22 protein-coding genes and 1 pseudogene are annotated in these 27,000 nt (G+C 73.4%); 8 read left to right on the top strand and 15 right to left on the bottom strand.

The features are described from left to right. Entirely contained in the window at positions 1–1,464 is a 1,464-nt protein-coding gene (locus LEP48_RS16495; RefSeq protein ID WP_225566665.1) for an MFS transporter, read from the top strand. Positions 1,465–1,467: 3 nt separating this feature from the next. On the opposite strand, the gene LEP48_RS16490 is transcribed toward LEP48_RS16495, so the two are convergent. From LEP48_RS16490 to LEP48_RS18875, 3 genes are all read right to left on the bottom strand, one after another. Beyond that, a complete protein-coding gene (locus LEP48_RS16490) occupies positions 1,468–2,658 on the bottom strand; it encodes an FAD-dependent monooxygenase (RefSeq protein WP_225566664.1) in 1,191 nt (396 codons plus the stop codon). Positions 2,659–2,777: 119 nt separating this feature from the next. Then, the gene (gene dnaG / locus LEP48_RS16485) at positions 2,778–4,709 is read right to left on the bottom strand and encodes a DNA primase (RefSeq protein WP_225566663.1); all 1,932 of its coding nucleotides are present in this window, start codon (positions 4,707–4,709) and stop codon (positions 2,778–2,780) included. Between the two features lie 10 nt (positions 4,710–4,719). Further along, positions 4,720–5,646, bottom strand: coding sequence for an AraC family transcriptional regulator (locus tag LEP48_RS18875; protein ID WP_225566662.1), 927 nt, complete (start codon positions 5,644–5,646; stop codon positions 4,720–4,722). 78 nt (positions 5,647–5,724) lie between these two features. Between LEP48_RS18875 and LEP48_RS16475 the strand changes: the two genes are divergently transcribed. Next, positions 5,725–6,180: a VOC family protein gene (locus LEP48_RS16475; protein ID WP_225566661.1), complete on the top strand. Its 456-nt coding sequence runs from the start codon at positions 5,725–5,727 to the stop codon at positions 6,178–6,180. A 27-nt stretch (positions 6,181–6,207) separates the two neighbouring features. Here LEP48_RS16475 and LEP48_RS16470 read toward each other — a convergent pair whose 3' ends face one another. The 6 genes from LEP48_RS16470 to LEP48_RS16445 form a co-directional block, all read right to left on the bottom strand. Next, positions 6,208–7,503, bottom strand: coding sequence for a deoxyguanosinetriphosphate triphosphohydrolase (locus tag LEP48_RS16470; protein ID WP_225566684.1), 1,296 nt, complete (start codon positions 7,501–7,503; stop codon positions 6,208–6,210). Between the two features lie 166 nt (positions 7,504–7,669). After that, positions 7,670–8,422, bottom strand: a complete 753-nt coding sequence (locus LEP48_RS16465) for a metallophosphoesterase family protein (RefSeq protein ID WP_225566660.1) — start codon at positions 8,420–8,422, stop codon at positions 7,670–7,672. Between the two features lie 72 nt (positions 8,423–8,494). Continuing rightward, positions 8,495–9,205: a hypothetical protein gene (locus LEP48_RS16460; protein WP_225566659.1), complete on the bottom strand. Its 711-nt coding sequence runs from the start codon at positions 9,203–9,205 to the stop codon at positions 8,495–8,497. Between the two features lie 160 nt (positions 9,206–9,365). Beyond that, positions 9,366–10,298, bottom strand: a complete 933-nt coding sequence (locus LEP48_RS16455) for a sugar ABC transporter permease (RefSeq protein ID WP_422723850.1) — start codon at positions 10,296–10,298, stop codon at positions 9,366–9,368. After that, complete coding sequence (locus tag LEP48_RS16450; RefSeq protein WP_225566658.1) at positions 10,298–11,872, bottom strand: ABC transporter permease subunit; 1,575 nt, start codon at positions 11,870–11,872, stop codon at positions 10,298–10,300. The genes LEP48_RS16455 and LEP48_RS16450 overlap by 1 nt, the downstream gene beginning before the upstream one ends. Further along, complete coding sequence (locus LEP48_RS16445) at positions 11,872–13,098, bottom strand: sugar ABC transporter substrate-binding protein (protein ID WP_225566657.1); 1,227 nt, start codon at positions 13,096–13,098, stop codon at positions 11,872–11,874. The genes LEP48_RS16450 and LEP48_RS16445 overlap by 1 nt, the downstream gene beginning before the upstream one ends. A gap of 231 nt (positions 13,099–13,329) precedes the next feature. On the opposite strand from LEP48_RS16445, the gene LEP48_RS16440 reads away from it, so the two are divergent. Together LEP48_RS16440 and LEP48_RS16435 are read left to right on the top strand one after the other, a co-directional pair. Continuing rightward, a complete protein-coding gene (locus LEP48_RS16440; RefSeq protein ID WP_225566656.1) occupies positions 13,330–14,352 on the top strand; it encodes a LacI family DNA-binding transcriptional regulator in 1,023 nt (340 codons plus the stop codon). A 93-nt stretch (positions 14,353–14,445) separates the two neighbouring features. Then, positions 14,446–16,248, top strand: a complete 1,803-nt coding sequence (locus LEP48_RS16435; RefSeq protein WP_225566655.1) for a glycoside hydrolase family 13 protein — start codon at positions 14,446–14,448, stop codon at positions 16,246–16,248. Between the two features lie 144 nt (positions 16,249–16,392). On the opposite strand, the gene dusB is transcribed toward LEP48_RS16435, so the two are convergent. The 4 genes from dusB to LEP48_RS16415 all read right to left on the bottom strand — a co-directional run bounded on the left by dusB (position 16,393) and on the right by LEP48_RS16415 (position 21,905). Beyond that, positions 16,393–17,613, bottom strand: a complete 1,221-nt coding sequence (dusB, locus tag LEP48_RS16430; RefSeq protein WP_225566654.1) for a tRNA dihydrouridine synthase DusB — start codon at positions 17,611–17,613, stop codon at positions 16,393–16,395. 137 nt (positions 17,614–17,750) lie between these two features. Further along, positions 17,751–19,310 (bottom strand): L-piperidine-6-carboxylate dehydrogenase, encoded by a 1,560-nt coding sequence (gene amaB / locus LEP48_RS16425; protein ID WP_225566653.1) that lies wholly within the window; start codon positions 19,308–19,310, stop codon positions 17,751–17,753. Next, complete coding sequence (gene hglS, locus LEP48_RS16420; protein ID WP_225566652.1) at positions 19,307–20,665, bottom strand: 2-oxoadipate dioxygenase/decarboxylase; 1,359 nt, start codon at positions 20,663–20,665, stop codon at positions 19,307–19,309. The genes amaB and hglS overlap by 4 nt, the downstream gene beginning before the upstream one ends. A gap of 28 nt (positions 20,666–20,693) precedes the next feature. Continuing rightward, positions 20,694–21,905 carry an NAD(P)/FAD-dependent oxidoreductase gene (locus tag LEP48_RS16415; RefSeq protein ID WP_225566651.1) on the bottom strand — a complete coding sequence of 404 codons (1,212 nt, stop codon included), beginning with the start codon at positions 21,903–21,905 and terminating at the stop codon, positions 20,694–20,696. Positions 21,906–22,039: 134 nt separating this feature from the next. On the opposite strand from LEP48_RS16415, the gene LEP48_RS16410 reads away from it, so the two are divergent. After that, a complete protein-coding gene (locus tag LEP48_RS16410) occupies positions 22,040–22,990 on the top strand; it encodes a LysR substrate-binding domain-containing protein (protein ID WP_225566650.1) in 951 nt (316 codons plus the stop codon). A gap of 115 nt (positions 22,991–23,105) precedes the next feature. Continuing rightward, the gene (locus LEP48_RS16405) at positions 23,106–23,255 is read left to right on the top strand and encodes a hypothetical protein (RefSeq protein ID WP_225566649.1); all 150 of its coding nucleotides are present in this window, start codon (positions 23,106–23,108) and stop codon (positions 23,253–23,255) included. 119 nt (positions 23,256–23,374) lie between these two features. Here the strand turns inward: LEP48_RS16405 and LEP48_RS16400 are convergent, their stop codons facing one another. Next, on the bottom strand, positions 23,375–24,760 hold the full coding sequence (locus tag LEP48_RS16400) for a glycine--tRNA ligase (RefSeq protein ID WP_225566648.1): 1,386 nt from the start codon (positions 24,758–24,760) through the stop codon (positions 23,375–23,377). A 196-nt stretch (positions 24,761–24,956) separates the two neighbouring features. Here LEP48_RS16400 and LEP48_RS16395 point away from each other — a divergent pair, with 196 nt between their 5' ends. Together LEP48_RS16395 and LEP48_RS16390 are read left to right on the top strand one after the other, a co-directional pair. Then, positions 24,957–25,343 (top strand): YciI family protein, encoded by a 387-nt coding sequence (locus LEP48_RS16395; RefSeq protein WP_225566647.1) that lies wholly within the window; start codon positions 24,957–24,959, stop codon positions 25,341–25,343. 16 nt (positions 25,344–25,359) lie between these two features. Beyond that, a complete protein-coding gene (locus LEP48_RS16390) occupies positions 25,360–26,613 on the top strand; it encodes an RNA polymerase sigma factor (protein WP_225566646.1) in 1,254 nt (417 codons plus the stop codon). Between the two features lie 145 nt (positions 26,614–26,758). Here the strand turns inward: LEP48_RS16390 and LEP48_RS16385 are convergent. Next, a pseudogene (locus LEP48_RS16385) lies at positions 26,759–26,971 on the bottom strand (ISAs1-like element ISMul1 family transposase); the annotation flags it as partial. Between the last annotated feature and the right edge of the window lie 29 nt (positions 26,972–27,000).

Here is a 27,000-nt window from a genome sequence, read left to right as displayed (position 1 = left end):
GTGCCCCGCCCTGCTGACACCGCCGTCGGACTCCGCTCCGAGCGCGGCCCGGTCCTCGCGTCGCTCATGCTCGCGACGGCGCTGGTCGCGCTCGACGCCACGATCATCGCGACCGCCTCGGCGACGATCGCCCGCCACCTCGGCGGGTTTGACCAGGTGCCGTGGCTGTTCTCGAGCTACCTGCTCGCCCAGGCGGTGAGCACACCGTTGTTCGGCCGGCTCGCGGACGTGCTCGGCCGCAAGCGGCTGATGCTAGCAGGGGTCGGGCTCTTCTTCGTGGGCTCGGTGCTGTGCGCGGCGGCGCCGACCATGGGCCTGCTCATCGCGGGCCGCGCGCTGCAGGGGCTCGGCGCGGGTGCCGTCATGCCCGTGTCGATGACGATCACGGCCGACATCTACACCCTCGCGGAGCGGGCGAAGGCCCAGGGCTACCTCGCGTCCGTGTGGGCGATCTCCGCCGTCGTCGGCCCCACCCTGGGCGGCGTGTTCTCCGAGTTCACGAGCTGGCGGTGGATCTTCGTCATCAACGTGCCGCTGTGCGCGGTGGCGGCGTGGATGCTCGCTCGCCGGTACCACGAGCCCGCCCACAAGGGTGCCCGCGAGCCCATCGACTACGTGGGTGCGGTCCTCCTCGCCGGGGGCAGCACGCTGCTGCTGCTCGGTCTGCTGGAGGGCGGCGGCACGTGGGCGTGGACGTCGGCGCCGTCGGTGGGGATCTTCGCGGCCGCCGTGGTGCTGCTCCTCGCGTTCGGGCTGCACGCCACCCGGTCGCGGTACCCCATCGTGGACCTGCGGATCCTGCGCCGTCGCGTGGTGGGCGTGTCGTCCACCATCTCCCTGCTGGTGGGCGTGGTCGTGCTGGGCCTGTCCACGTACATCCCGATCTACGCACAGGGCGTGCTGGGCACCGGGCCGCTCCTCGCCGGCTTCGCGCTCGCGGCGATGACCATCGGCTGGCCGCTCTCGTCGACCAACGCCGGGCACCTCTACCTGCGGATCGGCTTCCGGTTCACGACCCTCGTGGGCACCACGCTGGCGCTGACCGGCACCGCCCTGCTGCTCCTGCTCGACGACGCGTCGTCCCTGGTCATGGTCGCGGCGTCGTGCTTCGTGGTGGGCGCCGGGATGGGCCTGACGTCGGTGCCGACGCTGATCGCCGCCCAGACGTCGGCCGCGTTCACCGAGCGCGGCGCCGTCACCGGCACCAACATGTTCGCGCGGTCCCTGGGTTCCGCCGTCGGCGTCGCGGTGTGCGGCGCGATCGTCAACGCCCGCACCACGATCGGCGCCGGCGGGACGCCGGTCGGCCCCGGGCTGATGTCCGCCCTGCACCTCGTGTTCGTGCTGCTCGTCGGGTGCGCCGTCGTGCTCGTGGGACTCTCGACCCTCATGCCCGCGGACCGCGACGAGGCTCGCCGTCGCCGGGCCGGCACCGTGGAGGCCGCCGAGGGGGCACGCGCCTGAGCCTCAGGCCGGCTCGGGCGGGGTCCACCCCATGACCGCGCGGGCGCCACGGGTGGCGGCCGCGGCCGGGACGCGGCGCATCAGCGTGTTCCGCAGGCCCTGCCATCGCGGCCCCAGGTGCGACCCGAACCGGCCCGAGGCGACCGACGCCCGAGCGAGCGCCCGGCAGCGAGGACGCCGGGCGGCGTCGTAGGCGGCGAGCGCCTCCCCGAGCGGGGCGCCCGACGCGACGCCCGCGGCCACGATCCGCCCCACGCAGATGCCGTCCTCGAGCGCCGTGGCCGCGCCCTGGCCCATCGTCGGCAGGGTCGCGTGCGCGGCGTCGCCGACCATGACGACCCGCCCCCGGACGTACCGGGGAAGGCCGCCGGGCAGGTGGTGCACGTCGTGCCGCAGCAGCGCCTCAGGCGGTGTCGCGGCGATCACCCGGCCCACCTCGTCGGCCCAGCCCGCGAACCGCTGCGTCACCGCGGCGTGCTCGTCCCCGAGGCGGAGGCCCTGCGGCATGCGGACGTAGCCGTACCAGTAGGTCGCGTCGTCGCGCACCGGCATCGTGCCGAACTCGGCGTGCGGGCCCCAGTACTGCACCAGGCCCGGCCCGGCCAAGAGACCTGGCACGACGGCACGCCAGCTCGAGTACCCGGAGTACGCGGGCTCGCGGCCGGCGAACAGGGCCGCCCGTATCGCGCTGCGCACGCCGTCGGCGCCCACGACCAGCTCGGTCTCGATCTCCCGACCGGTGCCGGCGCGGTCCGCGTACCGCACGACGGCGGGCGCGCCCACGGCGTCACCCGGGTCGACGGTCGTGACGCGCGCGTCGGTGACCACCTCGACGCCGAGGCCGCGGGCGCGCTCCAGGAGGGCGTCGTGCAGGCGCGCCCGGTGCACCCCCCGCAGCACCGTCGCCGCGCGCAGGTCCGGGTCGTCCGGGAGGCGCAGGATCGGCCGCCCGGTCCAGTCCCAGGTGCCGGTGGCCCAGGTGCGCCGTCCGAGGGCGTCCACGGCGTCCTCGGCGAAGCCCAGGCCGCGCAGGGCCGCGACGGCGTTGGGCGTGAGTGCCACGCCCGCTCCCACCTCGCCGAGCTCGTGCGCCCGCTCCAGCACGGTCGTGCGCCGGCCCGCCGTCGCGAGCGCGACTGCCGCGGCCAGACCACCGATGCCGCCGCCGACCACGATCGCCGTGGGTGATGCCATGTCGGCTTCTCCCTTTCCGCAGGATGTGAAGTGCCGCAGAGGTGGATCAGTACGGCAGTTCGGGTTCAGCGCGGCAGTTCGAACTGCCGCGCTGATCCCGAACTGCCGCATTGATCACGCTAGGCGCTGTCGCGCAGCGACCGGCGTTGGGCCTCGATGGCGAGGAGCTCGGTGAACGCGTCGGCGTAGGCGGCGTCGCCGGCGTCGAGCCGCCGCAGCCGCCCCTTGGCGTCCGCGATGCGGCGCGTGAGCCCCAGGTCGACCAGCGCCCGCACGACGTCGGCCACGTACGCCGCGATCGCGCTCTCCCGGTCCTCGGGCACCGGGGCGACGGCGAGCTCGGAGACCAGCGGTGCCACGGCCTCCGGAGCCTCCTCGACGACGGATTCCGCCCAGCGCCCCTCCCCCAGGCTGCGCCCGGTGGTCGTGCCGCCCGCCGCCCGCACGGCGGCGTGGACGGCCCGCCACGCGGGCACCCCGAAGGCGTCCTCCCCGAGCTCGTCGAAGCTGTCGGGCACGTGCTGTGGGTACTGCAGCGCGACGATCAGCGCCTGCCGCTCGAGGCGCGCGACCGGGTCGCGGGGGTCAGGCGCGCTCAGCACCGGGACGACGGGCGCCGAGGGCGCGTCGTCGGCACGCGACGGGCGGTCCTGCTGCGCCGTGCGGCGCGACGGGGTCGACGCCGCGCGGGACACCTCCTTGCGGACCTCCTCGGTGTCGATGCCGATCCACCGCGCGAGCGAGCGCGCGTACCCGAGCTGCATCGAGCGGTCCCGGATCCCGGCGACCAGCGGGGCCGACGTCCGCAGCGCACCGACCCGCCCCTCCACGGTGTCCAGGTCGAACTGCTCGAGGGTCGTGCGGATGACGAACTCGAACAGCGGCACCCGGCCGTCGACGAGGGATCGCACCCCCTCCGGCCCCCGGGCCATGCGCAGCTCGCACGGGTCCATGCCGCCGGGCTCCACGGCGACGAACGTCTGCGCGTGGAACCGCTGGTCCTCGCCGAACGCGCGGACCGCCGCCTTCTGGCCTGCGGCGTCGCCGTCGAACGTGAAGATCACCTCGCCGCCGAGCGAGGCCCCGGACGCGAGCTGCAGGCCGCCCCCCGCCGTGGTGTCTCCGAGCAGCCGGCGCACCACCTTGGCGTGGTCGGCCCCGAACGCGGTGCCGCAGGTGGCCACCGCGGACTCGACGCCGGACAGGTGCGCCGCCATGACGTCGGTGTACCCCTCCACGATGACCACGCGCTTGCCCTGCGCGATGGACTTCTTCGCCAGGTCGATGCCGTAGAGCACCTGCGACTTCTTGTACAGGGAGGTCTCGGGGGTGTTGAGGTACTTGGGGCCCTGGTCCTCGTCGTACAGCCGTCGCGCCCCGAAGCCGATGACGGCGCCCGTGACGTCGCGGATGGGCCACACCAGCCGCCCGCGGAACCTGTCGTAGACGCCGCGCTGCCCCTGGCTGACCATGCCCGACGCGACCAGCTCCGCCTCGGTGAACCCGCGCCCCCGCAGGTGCCGCATGAGCGAGTCCCACCCCGTGGGCGCGAACCCGACGCCGAACTTCTCCGCGTCGGCACGGTCGAAGCTGCGCTCGGCGAGGAACGCCCGCGCCGCCTGCGCCCCAGGCCCGAAGAGCTGCTCGGCGTAGAACGCGGCCGCGACCTTGTGGGCCTCGAGCAGGCGCTGGCGCTTGCCCGGCTCCTCGCGGTGCCCGCGGTCGGCCGCCGCCCCGGTGCGCGAGTCCTCGTAGCGCAGCTGCACGCCCACCCGGTCCGCGAGGTACTCCACGGCCTCGGTGAAGGCCATCCCGTCGATCTTCTGCACGAACGAGATGACGTCGCCGCCCTCGCCGCAGCCGAAGCAGTGCCACCGCCCGACGCCCGGGCGCACGTGGAACGACGGGCTGCGCTCGTCGTGGAAGGGGCACAGGCCCTTGAGCGATCCGACGCCGGCCGTCTTGAGGGTGACGTGGGCGGAGACGATCTCGTCGATCCGCGCGCGCTCGCGTACCGCCTCCACGTCCTCGCGCTTGATCAACCCCGCCACGGGGCTGAGTCTATGCGCGCCCGACGGGCGTCGGGACGCCGGTCGGGGACGCCCTGCGCCCCTCCGCGCAGCGCCGCGCGAACGCCGCCGGCGGGACACCGAGGGCCCGGGCGAAGTCGGCGCTCAGGTGCGCCTGGTCGTAGTAGCCGACGGCGGTGGCCAGGTCCGCCAGCGACCGGCCCGGGTCCACGGCGAGCAGGTCCGCCGCGAGGTGCACGCGATGGCGCTGGAGCACCCACTTGGGGCTCACCCCGACCCAGTGCGCGAACAGCCGCTGCAGGGACCGCGGCGTCGTGCCGGCGTGCGCCGCGAGTTCCCGCACCCCGGCGTCGGGCCCGAGCTCCCCGCCGACGACGGCCGCGAGCGCGCGCGCCACCCTGTCCAGCGCGGCGGTCGAGCGCGCGGTGCGGCGCCGCGCGGCGACCGCGCGGAGCACTGGCGTGAGCGGCTCGACGGCGCCGGCGACGTCCCCCGAGAGCGCCGCGAGGACGGCGGCCCGGCCCGCCGCCTCGACGTCCCCGGACGCCGGGTACCCCGGGGCCCGCGCGGCGAACGCCACGCCGGCGGGCATCACCAGGTCGGGGCGGACCGCCTCCGGGTCGCCGAGCAGCATCCGCAGCGCGCCGGGCCGCAGCTTGGTGCCCACCACCGCGCCGTGGCCGTGCAAGGTTCGTGAGAACAGCCCCGCCGGGACGCCGTGCACGCGCCAGCCGCCCGCCTCCGCCACCGCGTTGGCGTTCGGGTGCGGAATCACCACCTGCCTGAACTCGGCCCCCGGCGGCAGGTCCCAGCGGATCACCCAGTGGCGCTCCACCAGGTCGGCGAGGTCGGGTGCCGGCTCGAGGCGCACGAGCTCGAACCCGGTGGCCGCCGCGGCCGGGTCGACGATCCCGTGGGTCGACGCGGTCGGCTGCCGCCGCGCCTCGTGTTCGAACACCTGTCGCATTCCTCCAAGACTGCCCCCGACCACCGACACCAGCATGGGGACGGTCACCACGAGCCCACGGAGGGAACCATGGACCTGTCACCGCTGCACCCCAACCTCACCGTCGCCGACCCGCGCGCTGCCATCGACTTCTACGTCGCCGGCCTCGGCGCGGAGGTGCTCGACACCATCACCGCGGGGGACGCGATCATCCACTCCGACCTGCGCATCACCTCGCCGAGCGGGGCCTCCACCTTCACCGTGGCTGCGGCGTTCCCCGCCGAGGGCGCCGTCGCACCGGAGCCGGACGGCGCCACGACCGGTTCGTTCACCCTGTACGTCGACGACGCCGACGCCGCGCACGCCCGCGCCGTCGCGGCAGGGGCCACGAGCACGCAGGAGCCCGGCGACTGGTTCCCGGGCTTCCGTCAGGCCGCCGTGCGGTGCCCCGCAGGTCACCGCTGGTTCTTCGCCCAGGTGGACGACGGCATCACGGCCGCTGACGTCCAGCGCGCCAGCGACGCCTGGATGGCGGAGCAGTCCTGACCCGGCACACCTGAACCGGCGCGCTCGTCAGCCGGGGCGCCGGACCAGCCGGGAGTGGAGCTGCAACGCCGACAGGTCGGTGAGCGAGGCGACCTGGTCGACGACGACGCGCAGCCGTGCGTCGTCGTCGGCCGCCTCGCGCCAGTCCGCCGCGAAGGCGGGCTCGAGCGCGACGGGCGCCCGGTCGGCGAGCACCCGCACGAGGTCGGCGATGATCTCGCGCTGGGCCCCGTACACGGGCTCGGCCTCCCGGGGCGCCATGACGTAGGCCACGGCCACCCCCTTGAGCGCGAGGATCTCCTCGGCGGTCTCGTCCGGGACGACGAGCTGGGCGGCGTAGCGCGTGAGCGGACCGTCGCCGAAGACCTCGCGCGTGGCGTCCTGGGCCGAGCCGCTGAACCGGCCGATGAGCTGGCTGGTCGCGTCCTTGAGGCGCGCCAGGGAACGCCTGGAGCCGTCGAAGTCGGTGACCAGGTAGCCCGTGTCGCGCAGCCGCACGAGCGCGGCGTCCAGGGCGTCCGGGTCGTGCCACTCGCCGTACCAGGCCCGCACGTGCGCCGCGACGCGGGCGCGCTCGTCGGCGTCCTCGAGCACCCGCAGGTCGAGGCGGCCCCCGACGACGGCGTCCTCGACGTCGTGCACGGAGTAGCTGATGTCGTCGGCGAGGTCCATGACCTGCGCTTCCATGCACCGCACCCGGCCGCTCGGCGCACCACGGCGCAGCCACTCGAAGACGGGGGCGTCGTCGGGGTAGACGCCGAACTTGGGCGTGGGGGCGCCGTCGGGACGCGCGGGGCCGGCCCCGTACGCCCACGGGTACTTCACGCTGGCGTCGAGGCTCGCGCGGGTGAGGTTGAGCCCGCGCGGGGAGCCCTCCGGGGCGAAGATCTTGGGTTCGAGACGGGTGAGCAGGCGCAGCGTCTGCGCATTGCCCTCGAAGCCGCCGATCGGCTCGGCGATCTCCGCGAGCGCCCGCTCCCCGTTGTGCCCGAACGGCGGGTGGCCGAGGTCGTGCGTGAGGCACGCGGTGTCCACCAGGTCGGGGTCGCAGCCGAGCGCGCGGCCCATCTCGCGGCCCACCTGCGCCACCTCGAGGGAGTGCGTGAGGCGGGTGCGCACGAAGTCGTCGCTGCCGGGGCCGAGCACCTGGGTCTTGGCGCCCAGGCGGCGCAGGCCCGAGGAGTGCACCACGCGCGCGCGGTCCCGCTCGAACGCGGTGCGGTGCTTCGACTTGGGCGGCTCGGAGAACCACCGCTCCGTGTCGGCGTCGGTGTACGACCCGAGCCACTCCTCCGCCGTGCCCGGGCGCGCGGAGGGCCCGATCACCGTCGGGTCGAACGCGCCCTGCTCGAACGTCTGCACAGGGTGCAGCCTAGCGAGCACCACCGACGTCCTGGCACGGCCCGCGGTGCCTGCCCGGTGCCTGCCCCGTGCCTGCCCCGTGCCTGCCCGGTGCCTGCCCGGTGCCTGCCCGGTGCCTGGCGCCGCCTCAGGAGGCGGTGACCGCCCGCCCCCGGTAGACGGCCGTGCGCAGCTCCTGCTCCCACTCCGCGTACTGCGGCATGCCGAGGTCGCGGGCGACGGCCAGCTCCGCCTCGACGTCGTACGGCACGCGCACGTGCTGGATGCCGAACGGCCCGGTCTCCGGGTCGTCGGGCACGCCCTCGAGGATCACGTAGGCGGGCGTCGGCTCGTCCAACGGGTTCCCGACGCTGCCGGTGTTGAACAGCGTGCGCCCGTCGGCCGTCTCCAGGTACGCGTCGTGCACGTCGCCGTAGCCGACGACGGTCGGCTCCGGTCCCGGGCCGGTGAGCGGCGTCGCCGCGAACATGCCCGCGAACTCCTCGGGCGTGTGGTGGAAGTGCACCCGGGTGTGCACGCTGGTGGCGGACGCGTGGAACAGGCGCACCCGGCGGCCGCTCAGCAGCAGGTCGTGGCTCAGCGGCTTCGCGGCGATCCGGTCCCGCTGGTCGGCGCGCAGCTCGTCGCGCCACCAGACCATCTCCTCGGGGCCGTCGTCAGGGATCTGCGGCAGGAACTCGTCCCAGTTGCCGCGCACGTCGACCTCGCACACCCGCGCCAGGCGGTCGACGACGGCGCTGCCCCGCGGTCCCTTGCCCGCGTCGTCGCCGAGGTTGATCACCCTCGAGATCCCGCGGTCGGCGACGTCCGCGAGCACCGCCTCGAGCGCGCCGAGGTTGCCGTGGACGTCGGAGATGACGGCGATGCGTTCCAGGTTCACGGTCCCGATGCTGGCACAGGAGGCGGCGAGCCGGGACCGGTCGGCGCTCCGTCGGCGCGCCCGGCGGGTGGGTCAGCGGCGACGGCGGCCGATCGCCCACCCCAGGGCGAGCGCGATCGCGACGCCGACCGCCTGGCCGCCGAGGATCACCCGGTTGAGGTCCAGCACCGGCTGGAAGCGCGCGCCCTCGGGCGAGACGACGATCACGCCCAGCGGCTTGACCCGGACGCCGTAGCCGCCTCCCCCGCCGCCGCCGTCGCCCTGCCCCTCACCGCGGATCTCGGCCCGGGCCTCGCCCTGCGCCTCGCCCTTGGCCTCGCCCTTCGCGTCACCCGACGCGTCCCCGTGCGCCGAGCCCTGCGGTGAACCGCCCGACGGCGCGTCCCCGCCCGACGACACGGCCCCGCCGGACGACGTCGACGCGTCGGACGCGTCCGGCCCGCCGGTGGTCGCCTCCGCCCCTTCCGCGGGCGCACCCTTCGATCTGAAGCTGAACGACCGGCTCCACCCCGCGCCGCCGTCACCGGTCCCCCGGCCGGACCCGCCCGCGGCACCGCTGCCCGTGCCGCTGCCGGTGCCCTGCCCGGAGCCCAGGCCCGAGCCGGTACCCGCGCCGCCACCGGCACCGGTGCCGATGCCGCCCCAGACCTTGGCGACGGGGATGACGAGGTGGCCCTGGTGCTCGTAGGGCTCGCCGTACGCGCGGCGCACGGAGAACGAGTCGTCGGCGGCGTCGGTGAGACGCTCGAGGTCCGGGCTGTAGCTGCGCGTGTGGTCGGTCATGACGCTCAGGCTAGGACCACCGTGTGACCAGCGCCACAACTGGCGGGGAGCCGACGGCGAAGCGCCGGCGCGGCCGGAGCCACGCCGGCGCTCGGCCGGGTCGTCGTGCGGGTCGTCGTGCGGGTCGTCGTGCTGGTCGTCGTGCGGGTCGTCGTGCGGGTCAGCCCTTGACCGACCCGGCGGTCAGGCCGCCCACGATGTACTTCTGGAGGAACAGGAACAGCGCGAGCACCGGGAGCGCCGACAGCACCGCGCCGGCGGCGAACAGCCCCCAGTTGGCCTCGAGCAGGTCCGACACCCAGCCGTACAGCCCCACCGCCAGGGTCCAGTTCGACTCCGACTGCAGCACCACGCGAGCGATGATGAACTCGCCGAACGTGCTGATGAAGCTCAGCAGCGCCACGACCGCCAGGATCGGCGTGACCATCCGCAGGATGATCGTCCAGTACGTCTGGGCGTGGGTGGCGCCGTCGATCTTCGCGGCCTCGTCGAGCTCGCGCGGGACCGTGTTGAAGAACCCGTACATGAGGAACGTGTTCACCCCGAGCGCACCGCCCAGGTACACGCAGATCAGCGCGAGCTTGGAGTTCAGGCCCAGCGCCGGCACCACCTGCCCCAGAGAGATGAGCAGCAGGAAGATCGCGACGAACGCGAGCATCTGCGGGAACATCTGGATGATCAGCAGCGAGGTCAGCCCCAGGCGGCGGCCGGTGAACCGGAACCGCGAGAAGGCGTAGGCCGCCGCAGCCCCCATGAGCACGGTGCCCACGGCCGTCGCGATGCCGATGACGAGCGTGTTCACCATCCAGGTCCAGAACTTCGTGCCGCCCAGCGCCACGTAGTTCGCGCCGCTCACCTCGGCGAACAGCTCGTTGGAGCCCGTCAGGGTGCCGCTGGCCGACAGCGAGGCGGACAGCACGTACACGAGCGGGAAGACCGCGTACGCGGCGGCAAGGACGCCCACCAGGTGCCGCCAGCCCAGCTCGCGCGCCCAGCGCGCGAAGCTCATGCGGTGGCGCAGCACCTGCGCCGGGGCGCCGGCCGCCGTCGCCGTCGTCGTCGTCGTCGTCGAGTGCTGGTTCGAGGTCGTCATCAGCTCAGCTCCTCGAGCTTGCGGGTCTGCCGGAACGCGAGCGCGGAGATCACGCCGACCACCACGAAGATCACGATCGACAGCGCGCTCGCCAGGCCGTAGTCACGCGGTGCCGTCCCGTCCAGGCCCGACACGTTGTAGACCATCGAGATCAGGATGTCGGTGTGCCCCAGGGGCACGGACGCGTCGTCGAACCGTGGCCCGCCGTTCGTCAGCATCTTGATCAGGGTGAAGTTGTTGAAGTTGAACGCGAAGCTCGAGATGAGCAGCGGCGCGGTGGCGACCAGCAGCAGCGGCATCGTGATCGAGCGCCACGTCCGCCATCGTCCCGCACCGTCGATCTTCGCCGCCTCGTAGACGTCGCCCGGCAGGGACTGGAGCGCGCCCGTGCAGATGAGGAACATGTACGGGAACCCCAGCCACAGGTTGACGCCGAGCACCGACAGCTTGGCGAGCCACGGGTCGGTGAGCCACGGGACGTCCGCACCGCCCAGCAGCACCTGGTTGATCACGCCGAAGCTCTTGTTGAGCATGCCGGACCACAGCAGGGCCGCGAGGAACCCCGGCATCGCGTACGGCAGGATCGACAGCGTCCGGTAGATCCTGCGCCCGCGCAGGCGCGGGTCGTTGAAGACCATCGCCAGGAACATGCCGAGCACGAACGTGGTCACCACCGACAGGATGGCGAACGCGAACGTCCACAGGAGGATCTGCACGAACGGCTCGGCGTAGCGCGGGTCGCCGAACGCCGTCGCGAAGTTCTCGAAGCCCACCGTGACGCGCCACCCCACGGGGAGCGTCGACCCGTCCGCGGCCTCGAACTGACCGTCGTCGTTGGGCGAGTACACGGTGCCCGTCGACGTGTCCGTCATCGTGTCGGCGGCCTCGTCGTACGTCAGCACCGACCGGAACACGTAGCCGGTCCGCGCGTCCTGCGTGCGCACGGAGCCTGCCTCGGCGTCGTCGGAGACCGGGACCCGCAGCGTCGTGACCTCCTGCTGGCGCTCGAGCACCTGCGCGCGGTCCAGCACCGACCACCCGGGCACCTGCGTCGCCCGCCCGTCGTCGCCGACGACGGCGTCCGGGGCCGGCTCGAGCGGCTGCGTGGCCGAACCGACCTCGACCCGGCCGTCCTCGTCCGTGACGGCGAACCCGAGCTCGTCGCCGGACTCCAGCACCGTCAGCGGCTCGGCCGGCGACCCCTCGACGCGACGCTCGTTCTGCACGAGCAGCGCCTCGATCGCCTGGCTCTTGGTGGAGTTGTGCCCGTCGCCGTAGTTGGTGAACGCGACGTACCCCGTGTACCCGATCACGTAGACCTGGTAGACGAGCAGGAACGCGAGGCCTGGCAGCACGTACTTCAGCGGCAGGGTGCGCCGGGAGAAGTACACCCAGTTCGCGGCGACGAGCAGCGCGACCATCGCCGCGAGGATCCCCCACGACTCGGCACGCCAGGCGGCGAGCACGCCGAAGACGCCGAGCGCGTCCACGAGTGCCATGAGGACCAGCTTCACGGCGAAGCCGGCTCCGGAACGGGTCCCGGAGCCGGCCACGACGGTGGTGCGTGAGGACATCAGCCGAGCGCGCCGGTGATGTCGGAGACCATCTTGTCCCAGGCCTTCACCGGGTCGGACTTGCCGGTGATGATGTTGGCCTCGGTGACGCCCCAGAAAGCCCACACGGAGCCCATCTCCGGGATGGAGGGCATCGGGACGGCCTCGGCGCCGACCTCACGGAAGCCCGCGATGACCGGGTCGGACGACGCGGCGTCCGCGGACTCGAGGAGCGCCGGCGGGCGGCCGCCGGCCTCGAACAGGGCCGTCTGCGCCTCGGGCGTCGCCAGGTAGTTCACGAGGAAGTCGTTGGCGAGCAGGGCGTTCTTGCTCTGCGCGTTGACGTAGAAGCCCTGGACACCGACGAAGGGCTGAGCAGGCTGGTCGCCCGCGGCCGGGATCGGGTCGATGGCGAGGTCCAGGTCGGCGAACTGCTCGAGCATCCACGGGCCGCCGATGATGAACGGCGAGTTGCCCTTGGCGAACGCCTCCACCGCGATGTCGTACGTGACGTCGGTGCTGAGGTTGCCGGCCTCGCCCTCCTCGGCGAGCCAGGTCGCGAACGCCTCACCGGCGTCGCCGCCGAGCGTGAGCTCGGGCTTGTACGAGCCGTCCGCGTTCTGCGCGAAGACCGGCGCACCGAACGACGTCTGGAACGGGTAGTACGTGTACGGGTCGCCCTCGGTGCCCGTCTGGACGAGGAACGGGAACTTGGTGTCGGCCTTCTCGCCGGCTGCCACCATGTCGTCGTAGGTCGCGGGTGCCTCGGGGGCGAGCTCGGTGTTGCGGATGAGCGCGATGTTCTCGATGGCGTAGGGCAGGCCGTAGACCTGGCCGTCCTGGGTGAAGGCCTGGACCGAGACCTCCTCGAAGGCGGCGGCCTTGTCGCCCAGCTCGATCGGGGCGACCACGCCGTTCGTGCTGAGCTCGCCCAGCCAGTCGTGCGCTCCGACGGTGATGTCGGGGCCCTCGCCCGTCGGGACCTGCGCGAGGAAGTCCGTGCGGATGTCGTCGAAGTTCTTCAGCACGAGCTCGACGTCGACGCCGGACTCGTCCTCGTACGCCTTCGCGGCCTGCTCGACGGCGGCCTGGCGGGTCTCGTCGACCCAGACCGTGAGCTCGCCGGACCCGTTGCCGGCGGCGGCGCTCGGGTCGTCGGTGCTCGCGTCGCCGGTGTCGCCGGCCCCGCACGCCGTCAGGACGAGCGTGGTGGCCAGCGCAGAGACAAGAAGGATGCTCCGTCGCATCGGGTTACTCCCAGTGTCATCGGTGGGTGGCCCCTCCGACGACGTCGTCGGGGCCCTGCTTGCCCATAACGTAGGCACCCGATGCGGCGATTGCAAGATCTTGCGATAACTTTTCAGCAACGGGCTTGCAATCGGTGGCCCGACGGCCGACGGTCGTACTCACGGCGGTCCGGTGACCACGGACGGCCCCAGCCAGGACGAGGAGGTCCGGTGTCCCCTACGATCGTGCGGGTGCGCACCCGTCTGAGCGACCTGGCCGAGCAGGCCGGCGTCTCCACCGCCACGGTCTCGCGCGTGCTCAACGGGAAGCCCGGCGTGGCGAGCTCCACCCGGCAAGCCGTGCTGGCCGCCCTCGACGTGCTCGGGTACGAGCGGCCCTCGCTGCTGCGCGGCCGGTCGGCCGGGCTCGTCGGCCTCATCGTCCCGGAGCTGACGAACCCCGTCTTCCCCGCGTTCGCGCAGGCCATCGAGTCGATCCTGGCCCAGCGGGGCTACACGCCGCTGCTGTGCACGCAGGCGCCCGGCGGCACCACCGAGGACGAGTACGTGAGCACCCTGGTCGACCACAGCGTCGACGGGATCGTCTTCATCTCGGGCCTGCACGCCGACTCCCGCGCCGACCACTCCCGCTACGAGCTGCTCCGCAGCCAGGGGGTCCCGATCGTGCTGGTCAACGGGTACGCCCCGGGGATCGACGCACCGTTCATCTCTCCCGACGACGCCGCGAGCGTCGACGTGGCGCTCCAGCACCTCGTGTCGCTCGGGCACACCCGCATCGGGCTCGCGATCGGGCCCGAGCGGTACGTGCCGTCGCGGCGCAAGCTCGCCGCGTTCACCAAGGGCCTGGTCGCCCGCGGGCTGGCGGCCGACGAGCGCGCGGCGGCCGAGCACACCCGCTCCAGCCTCTACACCCTCGAGGGCGGCCAGGCAGCGGCCGCGGAGCTCTTCGAGTCCGGGCACACGGCCGTGGTCTGCGCGTCGGACCTGATGGCGCTCGGCGCGGTGCGCGCCGCCAGGTCACGGGGCCTGTCGGTGCCGGGCGACGTGTCGGTCGTCGGCTACGACGACGCACCCCTCATCGCGTTCACCGAGCCGCCGCTGACCACCGTGCGCCAGCCCGTCGAGGCGATGGCCCGTGCCGCCGTCAGCGCCCTGCTCACGGAGATCCAGGGCGAGCGCGCCCCGCGCACGGAGCTGCTCTTCGCGCCGGAGCTCGTCGTCCGCGGGTCCACCGGAGCCGTCCCGCGGACCTGATCGGTCCCCCCGTTTCTGCAAACGTTGCAGCAACGCATACACTCGAGGGTCGAACCACCGTGCCGTGCCGACCGACCAGGTGAGGAAGCCTCGATGACCTCCAGCCAGACCGCCGTCCCCGCCGCCCTCCGCAGCACCCACGTCGTGCACGCGGGCAGCGACGCCGCTCGCGAGTGGTGGCGCGATGCCGTCATCTACCAGGTCTACCCGAGGTCCTTCGCAGACGGGAACGGCGACGGCATCGGCGACCTCGCCGGCATCACGTCGCGTCTCGACCACCTCGGGACGCTCGGCGTCGACGCGATCTGGCTCTCCCCGTTCTACCGGTCCCCGCAGAAGGACGCCGGCTACGACGTCTCCGACTACCGCGACGTCGACCCCCTGTTCGGCACCCTCGCCGACTTCGACACGATGCTCGCCGGCGCCCACGCGCGCGGCATGCGCGTCATCGTCGACCTGGTGCCCAACCACACCTCCGACCAGCACGCCTGGTTCCAGCAGGCGCTGGCCGCCGCTCCCGGCTCCCCCGAGCGCGAGCGGTACATCTTCCGCGACGGCCGCGGACCGGGCGGCGACGAGCCGCCGAACAACTGGCAGTCGATCTTCGGCGGGCCCGCGTGGACGCGGCTCGCGCCCCGCGAGGACGACGGCGAGCAGGGACCGCAGTGGTACCTGCACCTGTTCGACTCCTCCCAGCCCGACCTCGACTGGACCCGCCCCGAGGTGCGCGCCGAGTTCGTCGACGTGCTGCGCTTCTGGCTGGACCGCGGCGTCGACGGCTTCCGCATCGACGTCGCCCACGGCATGGTCAAGGCCGACGGCCTGCCCGACTGGGACGGCCACGTCGAGATGGTCGCCGGGTCGAGCGACGAGGTCGCGGACGACGTCGAGCCGGGCGCGCCCGAGGACGGCTCCACCGGCGCCAGCAACGCCGGCCCCATGTTCGACCAGGACGGCGTGCACGAGATCTACCGCGAGTGGCACCAGGTGCTGGCCGCCTACGACGGCGACCGTGCGCTGGTCGCCGAGGCGTGGGTCGAGCCGCTGAGCCGGCTCGCCCGCTACGTGCGCCCCGACGAGATGCACCAGGCGTTCAACTTCTCGTTCCTCACCACCGGCTGGCAGGCCGCGCCCCTGCGCACCGTCATCGCCGCCTCCTACCGGGCCAACGACGAGGTCGGCGCGCCCACCACCTGGGTGCTGTCCAACCACGACGTGGTGCGCCACCCGTCGCGGCTCGGCTCCACCGACCCGTCGGTGAAGGTCAACGGCGTCTTCGCCACCGACCCGCAGCCCGACGAGGCGCTCGGCCTGCACCGCGCCCGTGCCGCCACGCTGCTCATGCTGGGCCTGCCGGGCTCGGCCTACCTCTACCAGGGCGAGGAGCTCGGCCTGCCCGAGCACACCGCGCTGCCGGCCGAGGTGCGTCAGGACCCGGCGTTCTTCCGCACCGGCGGCACCGAGGCGGGTCGTGACGGCTGCCGCGTGCCGCTGCCGTGGTCCGCCGAGGCTCCCGGCTTCGGGTTCGGGACCGCGGGCGAGCCCTGGCTGCCGCAGCCCGAGTCGTTCGCGCGCTACGCCGCGGACGCCCAGTACGGCGTCGAGGACTCGACGTTCGAGATGTACCGGGCGGCGCTGGTCACGCGCCGGGCCGAGGGCCTGGGCCACGGCAACCTCGCGTGGCTCGACGCCTGGGCCGAGGACGAGCACGTCATCGCGTTCCGCAACGAGGGAGAGCACGGCACCGTCACGGTGCTGACCAACCTCGGTGCCGACCCGGTGCTGCTCCCCCGCGGTGTCGAGGTGCTGATGGCGTCCGGCCCGGTCGTCACCGACCGCTCGGCCGACCCGCAGACCCGCGTCCCGCAGGACACGACCGTCTGGCTCCGCGGCTGACCCCTCCGCCGAGATAGAGCACCACCCCCGCCGAGATAGAGACCCCCGGGTGCCGAGATAGAGAGGTCCCCCGTCGAGATAGAGAGGTCGGACCTCTCTATCTCGGCGGGGGGACCTCTCTATCTCGGCGGGGGTGGTGCCGGGTCAACCGCCGCTGACGCTCAGCTCGGCCTCGCGCAGCTTCTCCTCGAACTCGGCGTCGAGCTCGCGCGAGTCCAACCACCCGTAGGGCAGGTGGGGCTGTTTGGGCGAACCGGCGCGACCGCGCGGGCCCTCGGCGCCCTCGCCCGGGTAGGGCAGGGTCAGGTCGAGACCGTCCAGCCGCTCGCGCAGCTCGGCGAGGGACGACACCAGCGCCAGCTCGCGCCGCACCTCGCCGCCCACCGGGTAGCCCTTGAGGTACCAGGCCATGTGCTTGCGCAGGTCGCGCACGCCCTTGCCCTCGTCACCGTCGAAGTAGTCCACCATGAGCCGGCCGTGCCGGTCGATGGTGTCGGCGACCTCGCGCAGGCCGGGGCGCACGCGCACGTCGGAGCCGTGGAACGCGGCGGCGAGGTCCGCGAACAGCCACGGCCGCCCCTGGCACCCGCGTCCGACGACCACGCCGTCGACGCCGGTCTCGCGCACCATCCGCACGGCGTCCTCGGCCGCCCAGATGTCGCCGTTGCCGAGCACCGGGACCGTCCGCACGGCCTCCTTGAGCCGCGCGATCGCGGTCCAGTCCGCCGTGCCGGAATAGTGCTCGGCCGCCGTGCGGGCGTGCAGCGCGACGGCCGCCACCCCGAGGGACTCCGCGATCCTGCCGGCCTCGAGGTATGTCAGGTGGTCGTCGTCGATGCCCTTGCGCATCTTCACGGTCACGGGCACGCCGTGCGGCGCGGCGGCGTCGACGGCGGCGCGCACGATGTCGGTGAACAGCTGCCGCTTCCAGGGCAGCGCGGCGCCCCCGCCCTTGCGCGTCACCTTGGGCACGGGGCAGCCGAAGTTGAGGTCGACGTGATCGGCGCGGTCCTCGGACGCGATGATCCGCACCGCCTCGCCGACGGTCGCCGGGTCGACGCCGTACACCTGTGCCGAGCGCGGTGTCTCGTCGGCGCCGAACGTGACGATGCGCAGCGACTCGGCGTTGCGCTCGACCAGGGCCCGGCTGGTCACCATCTCGGCCACGTACAGGCCGGGGTCGAAGCCCTGGGACGCCCCCGCCTCGCGGCACAGGGTGCGGAACGCCCGGTTCGTGACGCCTGCCATCGGCGCGAGCACCACGGGGGTGTCCACGGTGATCGGACCGATCTGCAGCGGCGGCAGCACACGCGCCGCGGCGGCCGGCGTGCTGACGGGTTCGAGGGTGGAGGTCACGTCATCCATTGTCGCAAACGTCGCAGCCCTGCTGCGGTTGTCTTCGTCACGCCGCCACCGGGCCGTCACCGGGCGTGTGAGCGGGCGTTCGGCCCGGTTCCGCGGAGCGAACCGGGCCAAACGCCCGCTCACAGCACATGGCGAGGTCAGCCGAAGGTGACGCCCTGCGCCAGGGGCAGCTCCGTGGAGTAGTTCACCGTGTTCGTGGCGCGGCGCATGTACTGCTTCCACGAGTCGGAGCCGGACTCGCGCCCGCCGCCCGTGGACTTCTCGCCGCCGAACGCGCCGCCGATCTCCGCGCCGGAGGTGCCGATGTTGACGTTGACGATGCCGCAGTCGGACCCCGCCTCGGACAGGAAGGTCTCGGCCTCCCGGCCGTCGAGCGTGAAGATGGCGCTGCTCAGCCCCTGCGGGACGTCGTTGTGCATCGCGATCGCCTCGTCGAGCGTCTCATACGACATCACGTAGAGGATCGGCGCGAACGTCTCGCGCTGCACGACGGCGGTCTGCGCGGGCATGCGCACGACGGCGGGCGCCACGTACGCGGCCCCGGGCGCGCCGTCCACCTCGACCGCGCCGCCGCCGACGACGACCGTGCCGCCGTCGGCCCGCGCCTCCTGGAGCGCGGCGAGCATGCGGTCGCGGGAGGCGGCGTCCGTGAGCGGTCCGACGAGCGTGCCCTCGGCCCGCGGGTCACCGATCGGCAGCCCGGTGTACGCACGCTCGAGGCGGGCGACGACGTCGTCGACGACCGACGAGTGCACGATGAGCCGGCGCATGGAGGTGCACCGCTGCCCGGCCGTGCCGACGGCGGCGAACACGATGCCCCGCACGGCCAGGTCCAGGTCCGCGGACGGCGCGACGACGGCCGCGTTGTTGCCTCCGAGCTCCAGGAGGTAGCGCCCGCCGCGCGCTGCGACCGCGGGGGCCACCTGCTGGCCCATCCGTTCGGAGCCGGTCGCGGACAGCAGCGCGACGCGGCGGTCGGCCACGAGCGCCTCCCCCGCGTCGCGCCCACCGATGACGACGCTGCTCACGGCCTCGGGGAAGCCGGCCTCGACGAGCGCGCGCTGCAGCAGCGCGTTCGACGCGAGCGCGCTCAGCGGCGTCTTCTCGCTCGGCTTCCACACGACGGTGTCCCCGCACACGAGAGCCACGGCGGTGTTCCACGACCACACCGCGACCGGGAAGTTGAACGCGCTGACCACGCCGACCACGCCGAGCGGGTGCCACTGCTCCATGAGCCGGTGGCCGGGCCGCTCCGACGGCATCGTCCGCCCGCCGAGCGTGCGCGAGAGGCCGACGGCGAGGTCGCAGACGTCGATCATCTCCTGCACCTCGCCGAGCGCCTCGGAGGTGATCTTGCCCGCCTCGAGCGTGACGAGCTCGGCGAGGTCCGCCTTGTGCTCGGTGAGCAGCTCCCCGAGCCGCTTCACGACGGCGCCGCGCACCGGGCCGGGCACCGAGCGCCACGTGCGGAAGGCCTCCGCGGCGGCCGTGACCGCGGCGTCGACGTCGGCCGCGCCGGCCTCCGGGAGGGTGGCGACGACCTCGCCGCTCAGCGGCGAGACGACGGCCAGGCCGCCGCCGTCGGGTGCCGCGGGCACCTCGACGCCGAGGCGGTCCAGCGCTGCCGCCGCGGCGGTGCGCAGCTCGGTGGTGAGCGGGGTGGTGGTGAGCGGGGTGGTGGTGTCGGTGGTGGTCATGCCTGGGCTCCCTCGCCGGTGGGGACGTTCTCGAGCTGGTGGGGGTCGACGCCGAGGTCGGACGCCGCGCGGTCGCGCGACGCCGCGACCTGCGCGGCGTAGAGGTCGAACGGGTCGTGCAGGTCGCGCCCGACGGCGCCGGACAACCAGTCGGCGTCGCGGTCCTCGCCGGACTGGCTGGCGTCCTTGGTGCCTTCCTCCGTGAGGTTGGACTGGAAGATGCCGGCGGCCGAGCGCGGCAGGAAGTCCTCGTAGACGACCGGCTCGCGGGTGATCCCCGCGAGCCCCGCACCGGCGTCGGACACCTCGTAGGTGAAGTACGCCAGCCCTTGCTCGACGAGGCCCGCCTCGGTGTCGGGGAAGGACTCGCGCCAGACCTCGGGGGTGGCGCCCTGCGTGATCGCGGCGTCGTAGCGGGCCCGGCCGGGCCGCGTGAGCGCGATGCCACGCGCCTCGACCTCGCCGAACCGCACGCGCAGCGAGTCCTGCACGACCTCGCCGTCGGGCGTGCGGAAGGTGCGCGGCTCGGCGAGCGCGCGGAACGACGTCTGCCGCAGCAGCACGTCGGGCCCCTCCCACAGGGGCGGGCCCTGGATGGCGTCGATCATCGTGATGCCGCGCGCCTCCATCCGGGCGTACAGGTCGTCGATGTCGAGCACCCGCGGCGTGAGGTGGTTGATGTGCGTGGTGGGCACGCCGCCGATGTCGGCCGCCACGGCCGAGACGGCCTCCAGCTCCCGGTACCACGCCTGGTCGACGGGCTCGCGGCCGAGCTCGAACGCGGCGGTCGCCAGGCGCAGGAACGTCTCGGCGTCGGCGGCGGCCAGCCCGCCGTCGGCCTCGGCGCGGTCCGCGAGCGCCAGCAGCTCCGGACCGAACAGCGTGCGGGCGCCGAGGAACCGCTCGAGCCGCGCCTGCAGGTCGGCGCTGAAGAACCGCCGGTCGCTCGGCACGAGCATCGAGGTGAACACGCGGAAGGGGTTGCGCGCGAGCTCGTCGCGGTCGACGGGCCGGAACGCGGTGGAGATGACCGGCACGGACGACGAGGAGGCGTCGCGCAGGTCGTAGAACCCGACGGGGTGCATGCCCATGGCGCCGAAGATCCGCGCCACCTGGGAGATCTCGGCGGGCGTGCCGACGCGGATGGCGCCGTGCCGCTCCGCGGTGACCCGGTCGATGGAGCCGAGCCGCTCGGCGTCGGCGCCGCGGGCACGCACGACGTCGGCGTTGACCTCGTGCGACACCTCCAGCAGCGTCGTGTACGCGGGCACCTCGCGCCCGTACATGTCGGACAGGGACCGGGCGAAGGCTGCGCGCAGCTGCCAGGGCTCGTAGAAGCTCACGGACGGGTCCACGGGTTCGTTCTCCTCGGGTCGCGGGGACTCAGATGATGTTGACCTCCGCGCGTCCGGCGGCGACCGCGAAGCGGTCGGCGGCGAACGCGCGGACGTCCACGCCGCGCGCGGCCGGGGTGCCGGCGCGCCCGGCGTACAGGTCGGCGACGGCCTCGCCCACGGCCGGCGCCTGGAGGAAGCCGTGCCCGGAGAAGCCGCACGCGTACAGCACGCGCGCCCCTCCCGCGGCCGGGGCCTCGCCGATGAGCGCGTCGTGGTCGGGGGTCATCTCGTACAGGCCCGCCCAGCCGCCGACCAGCGGTGCGTCGGCGAGCGCGGGCGTGCAGCGGGCTGCGACCTCGCGCAGCAACTCCTCCCACGCGGGGTCGTAGCGGGTGTCGAACGCGACGGGCGTCGTGGGGTCGGCGACGCCGAGCAGCAGCGTGCCCGGCCGCTCGGCGTCGTGCAGGTAGTAGGTGCTGCCGAAGTCGATGGTGAACGGGATCCCGGCGGGCCCGATCCCGGCGGGGCGCGGGACGGGCGCGGTGAACGCGATCTGCCGCTTGACGGGGTCCACCGGCAGGTCGACCCCGGCCAGCTCCCCGAGCGGGCGCGACCACGCGCCGGCGCACAGCACCAGGGCGCGGGTGCGCACCCGGCCTCGGCGGGTGGTGACGAGCGTGTCGGTGCCGAGCGGCTCGATGCCGGTCACCTTCGCGCCGGTGCGCACCCGCGCCCCGAGCCGCTCGGCCGCCCCCGCGTACCCGCCGACGACGACGCCCGGCCGGGCCCATCCGTCGCGCGGCGCGTAGGCAGCGCCCGCGTAGCCCGTGGACGCCAGGTAGGGGTTGAGCCGGCGCGCCTCGGCGAGGCCGACCAGGCGTGCGTCGACGCCGTGCTCGCGCTGCAGGGCGACGGACCGCCCGAAGGTCTCGACGTCGTCGTCGGTGGGGAGCACGAAGAGGTAGCCGGGCTGGCGCAGGCCGATGTCGGCGCCGGGACGCCGGGAAAAGCCCTCGAACAGCTCGAGGCTGCGACGGCCGAGCTCGATGTTGGCCGCCTCGGAGAACTGCGCCCGCACGCCGCCGATCGGCTTGCCGGAGCTGCCGCCCGCGAGGTCACCGCCCTCGAGGAGGAGCACGTCAGCGCCGTCCTCGGCGAGGTGGAAGGCCACGGACGCGCCCATCACGCCGCCACCGACGACGACGACGCCGGCGTGCTCCGGCAGGGGCAGCACGGCCCGAGGGTCCTGGGACGGCACCCGACCTCCTTCGCTCGCGCGGGCCCGACGACGGACCCGTCCGCGCCCATCGTCGCCCCTGGGAGTGTCCAGCACCATCGAAGAATCGTCGCCGATTCCGTCCAGACCTTCTGAACGGTCGTAGGCTGGGTGGCATGAGCCCGACGACCGGAGACCTGCGCGACCTGCCGCCTCGTGACCTGCCCTGGTCCGGCCTGCGGGCGCTCGTGGCGCTCGCGGAGCACGGCACGATGACGTCGGCGGCCGCCTCCCTCGGTTTCACGACCGGCGCCGTCTCCCACCAGCTCTCGGCCCTCTCGCGGGCACTGGGCACGGAGGTGGTGCGCGCGCACGGCCGCGGGGTCGTCCTCACCGACGCGGGCGAGGCGCTGACCGAGCGCGCCGACGCCCTCATCGCCGCCCAGCGCCACGCGGTCGACGCGGCCCGCGCCGCGACGGGTGACGCTGCCGGCACCGTCCGGCTCGGCGCGTTCGCGACGGTGGCCGCGAGCCTGCTGCCTAGGCTGGTGGCCGAGCTGGCCCATCAGTACCCGCACGTGACCCTCGAGGGGTTCGAGCTCACCGTCGACGACGTGTCCGCCGCGGTGCGGCGCGGCGACGTGGACCTGGGGCTCGGGCTCGACTACCCGCGCGCACCCATCCCGCGGCTGGCCGGCACCGTGCTGCGGCCACTGCGCACCGAACGCTTCGCGCTGGTGTCGTCGCCGACGACGGACCTGCCCGACCGGCTGCACCTGGCCGACGTGGCCCACCTGTCGTGGATCCTGCCGCCGGCGGGCACCCACTACGGCGCGGCGGTGCGCGGGGCGTGCCGCGCGGCGGGGTTCGAGCCAAGGGCGGCGCACGAGGTCAACGACACCTCGACCACGCTCGCGCTGGTGGCCCAGGGCCTCGGTGTCGCGCTCGCCACACCCGTGATGCGCGGCCTTCGCCCCGGCACCGACCTGTTCACGAGCACGCTGCGCGACGTGGTGGAGCGCGAGATCGTGCTGCTGGAGCCGTCCTCCGCACCGCGGCGCACGGCCGTGGACGTCGTCGCGCACGTCATCGAGCGTGTGGTGCACACCACGCACGTGACGCCCTGAGGAGCGGCGTCCGCGGGCAGGGGTCGAACGTCCCGGTCGCGTGAATCACACCGTTGTGAGACGTTTGAGAAACGGCGGCGCCGACCGGGCGCCGCGTGAAACACAGGAGGTCACCATGCCCGCATGGCTCATCCTCATCCTGATCGGCGTCGTGCTCGTCATCCTCGGGCTCGCCACAGAGATCGGCCAGTTCCTCATCTGGATCGGCGTCGTCGTCCTCGTCGTCAGCCTCGTCCTCGGACTGCTTCGCCGCAGTCGCACCTGACCTTGCCGCCACCGCGGCCGAAATAGCCTGCGGTGCACACGGATGGCGAGGGCCCCGGACCGCACAAGGCGGTCCGGGGCCCTCGTCATTGCCTCGTCCCGGTGGCTCGGGCGGGCGCGTCAGGCGCCGACGAGGTGCCCCGCGAGGTAGCCGGTGACCTTGTCCAGGGACACGCGCTCCTGCGTCATGGAGTCACGGTGGCGGATGGTCACGGCGTCGTCGTCGAGCGTGTCGAAGTCGACCGTGATGCAGAACGGGGTGCCGATCTCGTCCTGACGGCGGTAGCGGCGGCCGATGGCGCCGGCGTCGTCGAAGTCGACGTTCCAGTTCTTGCGCAGCTCGGCCGCGAGGTCACGCGCCTTCGGCGAGAGCTTCTCGTTGCGGCTCAGCGGCAGGACGGCCGCCTTGACCGGCGCCAGGCGCGGGTCCAGGCGCAGCACGGTGCGCTTGTCGACGCCACCCTTGGTGTTGGGCGCCTCGTCCTCGGAATACGCCTCGACCAGGAACGCCATGAGCGAGCGGGTCAGGCCCGCGGCCGGCTCGATGACGTACGGGATCCAGCGCTCGTTCTTCTCCTGGTCGAAGTGGGAGAGGTCCTTGCCCGAGTGCTCCGAGTGGGTCTTGAGGTCGAAGTCGGTGCGGTTGGCGATGCCCTCGAGCTCGCCCCACTCGCCGCCGGTGAAGCCGAAGCGGTACTCGATGTCCACGGTGCGGGTCGAGTAGTGCGACAGCTTCTCTTCCGGGTGCTCGTACAGGCGCAGGTTCTCCGGGTCGACGCCGAGGTCGGTGTACCAGGCCATGCGCATGTCGATCCAGTACTGGTGCCACTCGACGTCGGTGCCCGGCTCGACGAAGAACTCCATCTCCATCTGCTCGAACTCGCGCGTGCGGAAGATGAAGTTGCCCGGCGTGATCTCGTTGCGGAACGACTTGCCGATCTGCGCGATGCCGAACGGCGGCTTCTTGCGCGCGGCCGCCGCGACGTTGGAGTAGTTCACGAAGATGCCCTGCGCCGTCTCCGGGCGCAGGTAGTGCACACCGGACTCGTCCTCGACAGGGCCGAGGTACGTCTTGAGCATCATGTTGAAGTCGCGCGGCTCGGTCCACTGACCGCGCGTGCCGCAGTTCGGGCAGGCGATCTCGGCGAGGCCACCCTCGGGGGCGCGGCCCTTCTTCTCCTCGAACTCCTCGATCATGTGGTCCTCGCGGAACCGCTTGTGGCAGCTCAGGCACTCCGTCAGCGGGTCGTTGAACGCGCCGAGATGACCCGACGCGTGCCACACCGGGGTGGGGAGGATGACGGCGGAGTCGAGGCCGACGATGTCGTCACGACGCGTCATGGCCTTCCACCACTGCCGCTTGATGTTCTCCTTGAGCTCGGTACCCAGCGGTCCGTAGTCCCACGCGGAGCGGGTACCGCCGTAGATCTCGCCGGACTGGAACACAAAACCTCGCCGCTTGGCGAGGGAGACGACGGCGTCGAGCTTGGCGGACGGTGCTGCCACGGATCACTCCTGGGTGTCGGCCCCGCAGGTGGCTTCCTACGGAGCAAAGGGAGGGAGACGCCGGTCGGCGTCAGCGGCCCAGCCTACCTGTCACCCCAGTCGGGCGGCGGTGACGATCTGGAGGCAGCTCGATCGTCATACGGGTACCACTCGCCCGCCGGGTGGCCAACACTGGACACGACGAAGGAGAGCCACGATGCGCTACGCACTGCTGCTGCACAACGACGAGCCAGCCCCCGGGGACCTGCCGGCCGAGGGCATCGCGGAGATGGAACGCCTCTTCGGGGAGTACGGCGACGCTCTGGCCCGGGCCGGGGTGCTCGTGTCCGGGGAGGTCCTGCAGTTCTCCCCCGCGGCGACCACCGTCACGCGCCGTACCGGCACCACCCAGATCCAGGACGGGCCGTTCGCCGAGACGAAGGAGGCTCTGGCCGGCATCTTCGTCGTCGACGTGCCCGACGTCGACGCCGCCATCTCTTGGGCGGAACGCTGCCCCGGTGCCACGTACGGCTCCGTCGAGGTACGGCCGGTGGCGACATCGCTCATCGACGGCGCCTGGACGCAGGCCGGCCCGGCCGCATAGGCCGCGGCCTCGGACCGTGCCCGGACCGACCCCGCGCCCCGCGTACGACGCGGCGGCCGCCGCTGCCCGCGACAGCTACGGCCGCCTCGTCGCGCTGCTCGCGTCGGCCGACGGCGACCTCCAGGCCGCCGAGGACGCGCTCGGCGACGCGCTCGAACGGGCACTGGTGGCCTGGCCCGACGCCGGCGTCCCCGCGAGACCCGACGCGTGGCTGCTCACCGTGGCACGCAACCGGCAGCGCGACCGATGGCGGTCCGCCGAGGCGCGCCGGACCACTCCCCTGGCACCGTTCGTCGCCGACCACCACGCGCCGGTGCACCTGGACGACGTCGACCCCGACGCCATCGGCGACCGCCGCCTCGAGCTCCTGCTGGTCTGTGCCCATCCCGCGATCGCGCCGGCGGACCGCACGCCCCTCATGCTCAACACCGCCCTCGGATGCACCGCTGCGCAGATCGCCGCCGCGTTCACGGTGCCCACGGCGACCATGGCGACCCGGCTCGTCCGGGCGAAGCACCGCGTCAAGACGGCCGGGATCCGCTTCGAGCTGCCCGACCGCTCCCACCTGCCCGACCGCATGGCCCACGTGCTGGAGGCGGTCTACGGCGCCTACGTCATCGAGTGGTCGACCAGCCCGACCGAACTTCGCCGGCTCCCACCCGAAGCCCTCCGCCTCGCCGAGGTCCTGGCCCAGCTCGCCCCCCGCGATCCCGAGGCGCGCGGGCTCGCCGCGCTCGTGCTCCTGTCGTCCGCACGCACGCCGTCACGCACCGACGACGGCGGACGGTACGTCCCGCTGGGACAACAGGACCCCGCCCGGTGGGACGGCGACCAGATCGCCCGGGCGCACGCGCACCTGCGTGCGGCGCACGCCGAGCGGTCGCTCGGCAGGTTCCAGCTCGAGGCGGCCGTCCAGGCGGTGCACTGCGCCCGACGGCGCGACGAACCACCCGACTGGGCGACCCTGCGCCCGCTGCACGAGACGTTGCAACAGGTGGCGCCATCACTTGGCGGCGCGGTGGCGCTCGCAGCCGTCGTCGCGGAGACCGACGGCGCCGCCGCAGGGCTGGCACTCCTCGACGAGCTCGGCACACGCAACCCCGCGGTGGCACGCTTCCAGCCCGCCTGGGCGACGCGCGCCGAGCTCCTCACCCGGCTCGGCCGCGGGGGCGAGGCCGGCTTGGCGTTCGACCGCGCCATCGCACTGACTCACGACACAGCCGAGCGCAGCCATCTCGAGTGCCGCCGTTCCCGATCACCGGACGCTTGAGCACAGCGGGAAGCCGTGCCACACCTGGACCTTCCCAGTACCCGCGCCGCGGGTTGGACCACAAGCCCTTCACTGGCCATCACCGCGATCGCTTCGAACCGCCTTTTGGGGGCACCACCTTCCCAGGGCGGTTTCAAAGTTGATCTCAGGCGGGCAGTAGGTCGGTCAGGCGTCGGGTTCGGCGGGCGGTGGCGCGTAGCGCGGGGCGGATCCGCCGTGCTCCGGCGTGTCGGTGCAGCGTGATCGCGGTGTTGCGTAGGCAGGCGAGGTTGACGGGTCCGTGCCCGGTGTGGGCGGTGTGTCGGTCCTCGTCGAAGGCGAGGTCGCGCACGTGGTGCAGCCCGTTCTCGATGCCCCATGAGCGGCCCTAAGAAATTCGGACGGTTG

The sequence above is a fragment of the Isoptericola luteus genome, assembly GCF_020297055.1.
Taxonomy (GTDB): domain Bacteria; phylum Actinomycetota; class Actinomycetes; order Actinomycetales; family Cellulomonadaceae; genus Isoptericola; species Isoptericola luteus.
Note: the sequence above shows the minus strand (reverse complement) of the source record. Positions and strands in the feature narration are given on the sequence as shown.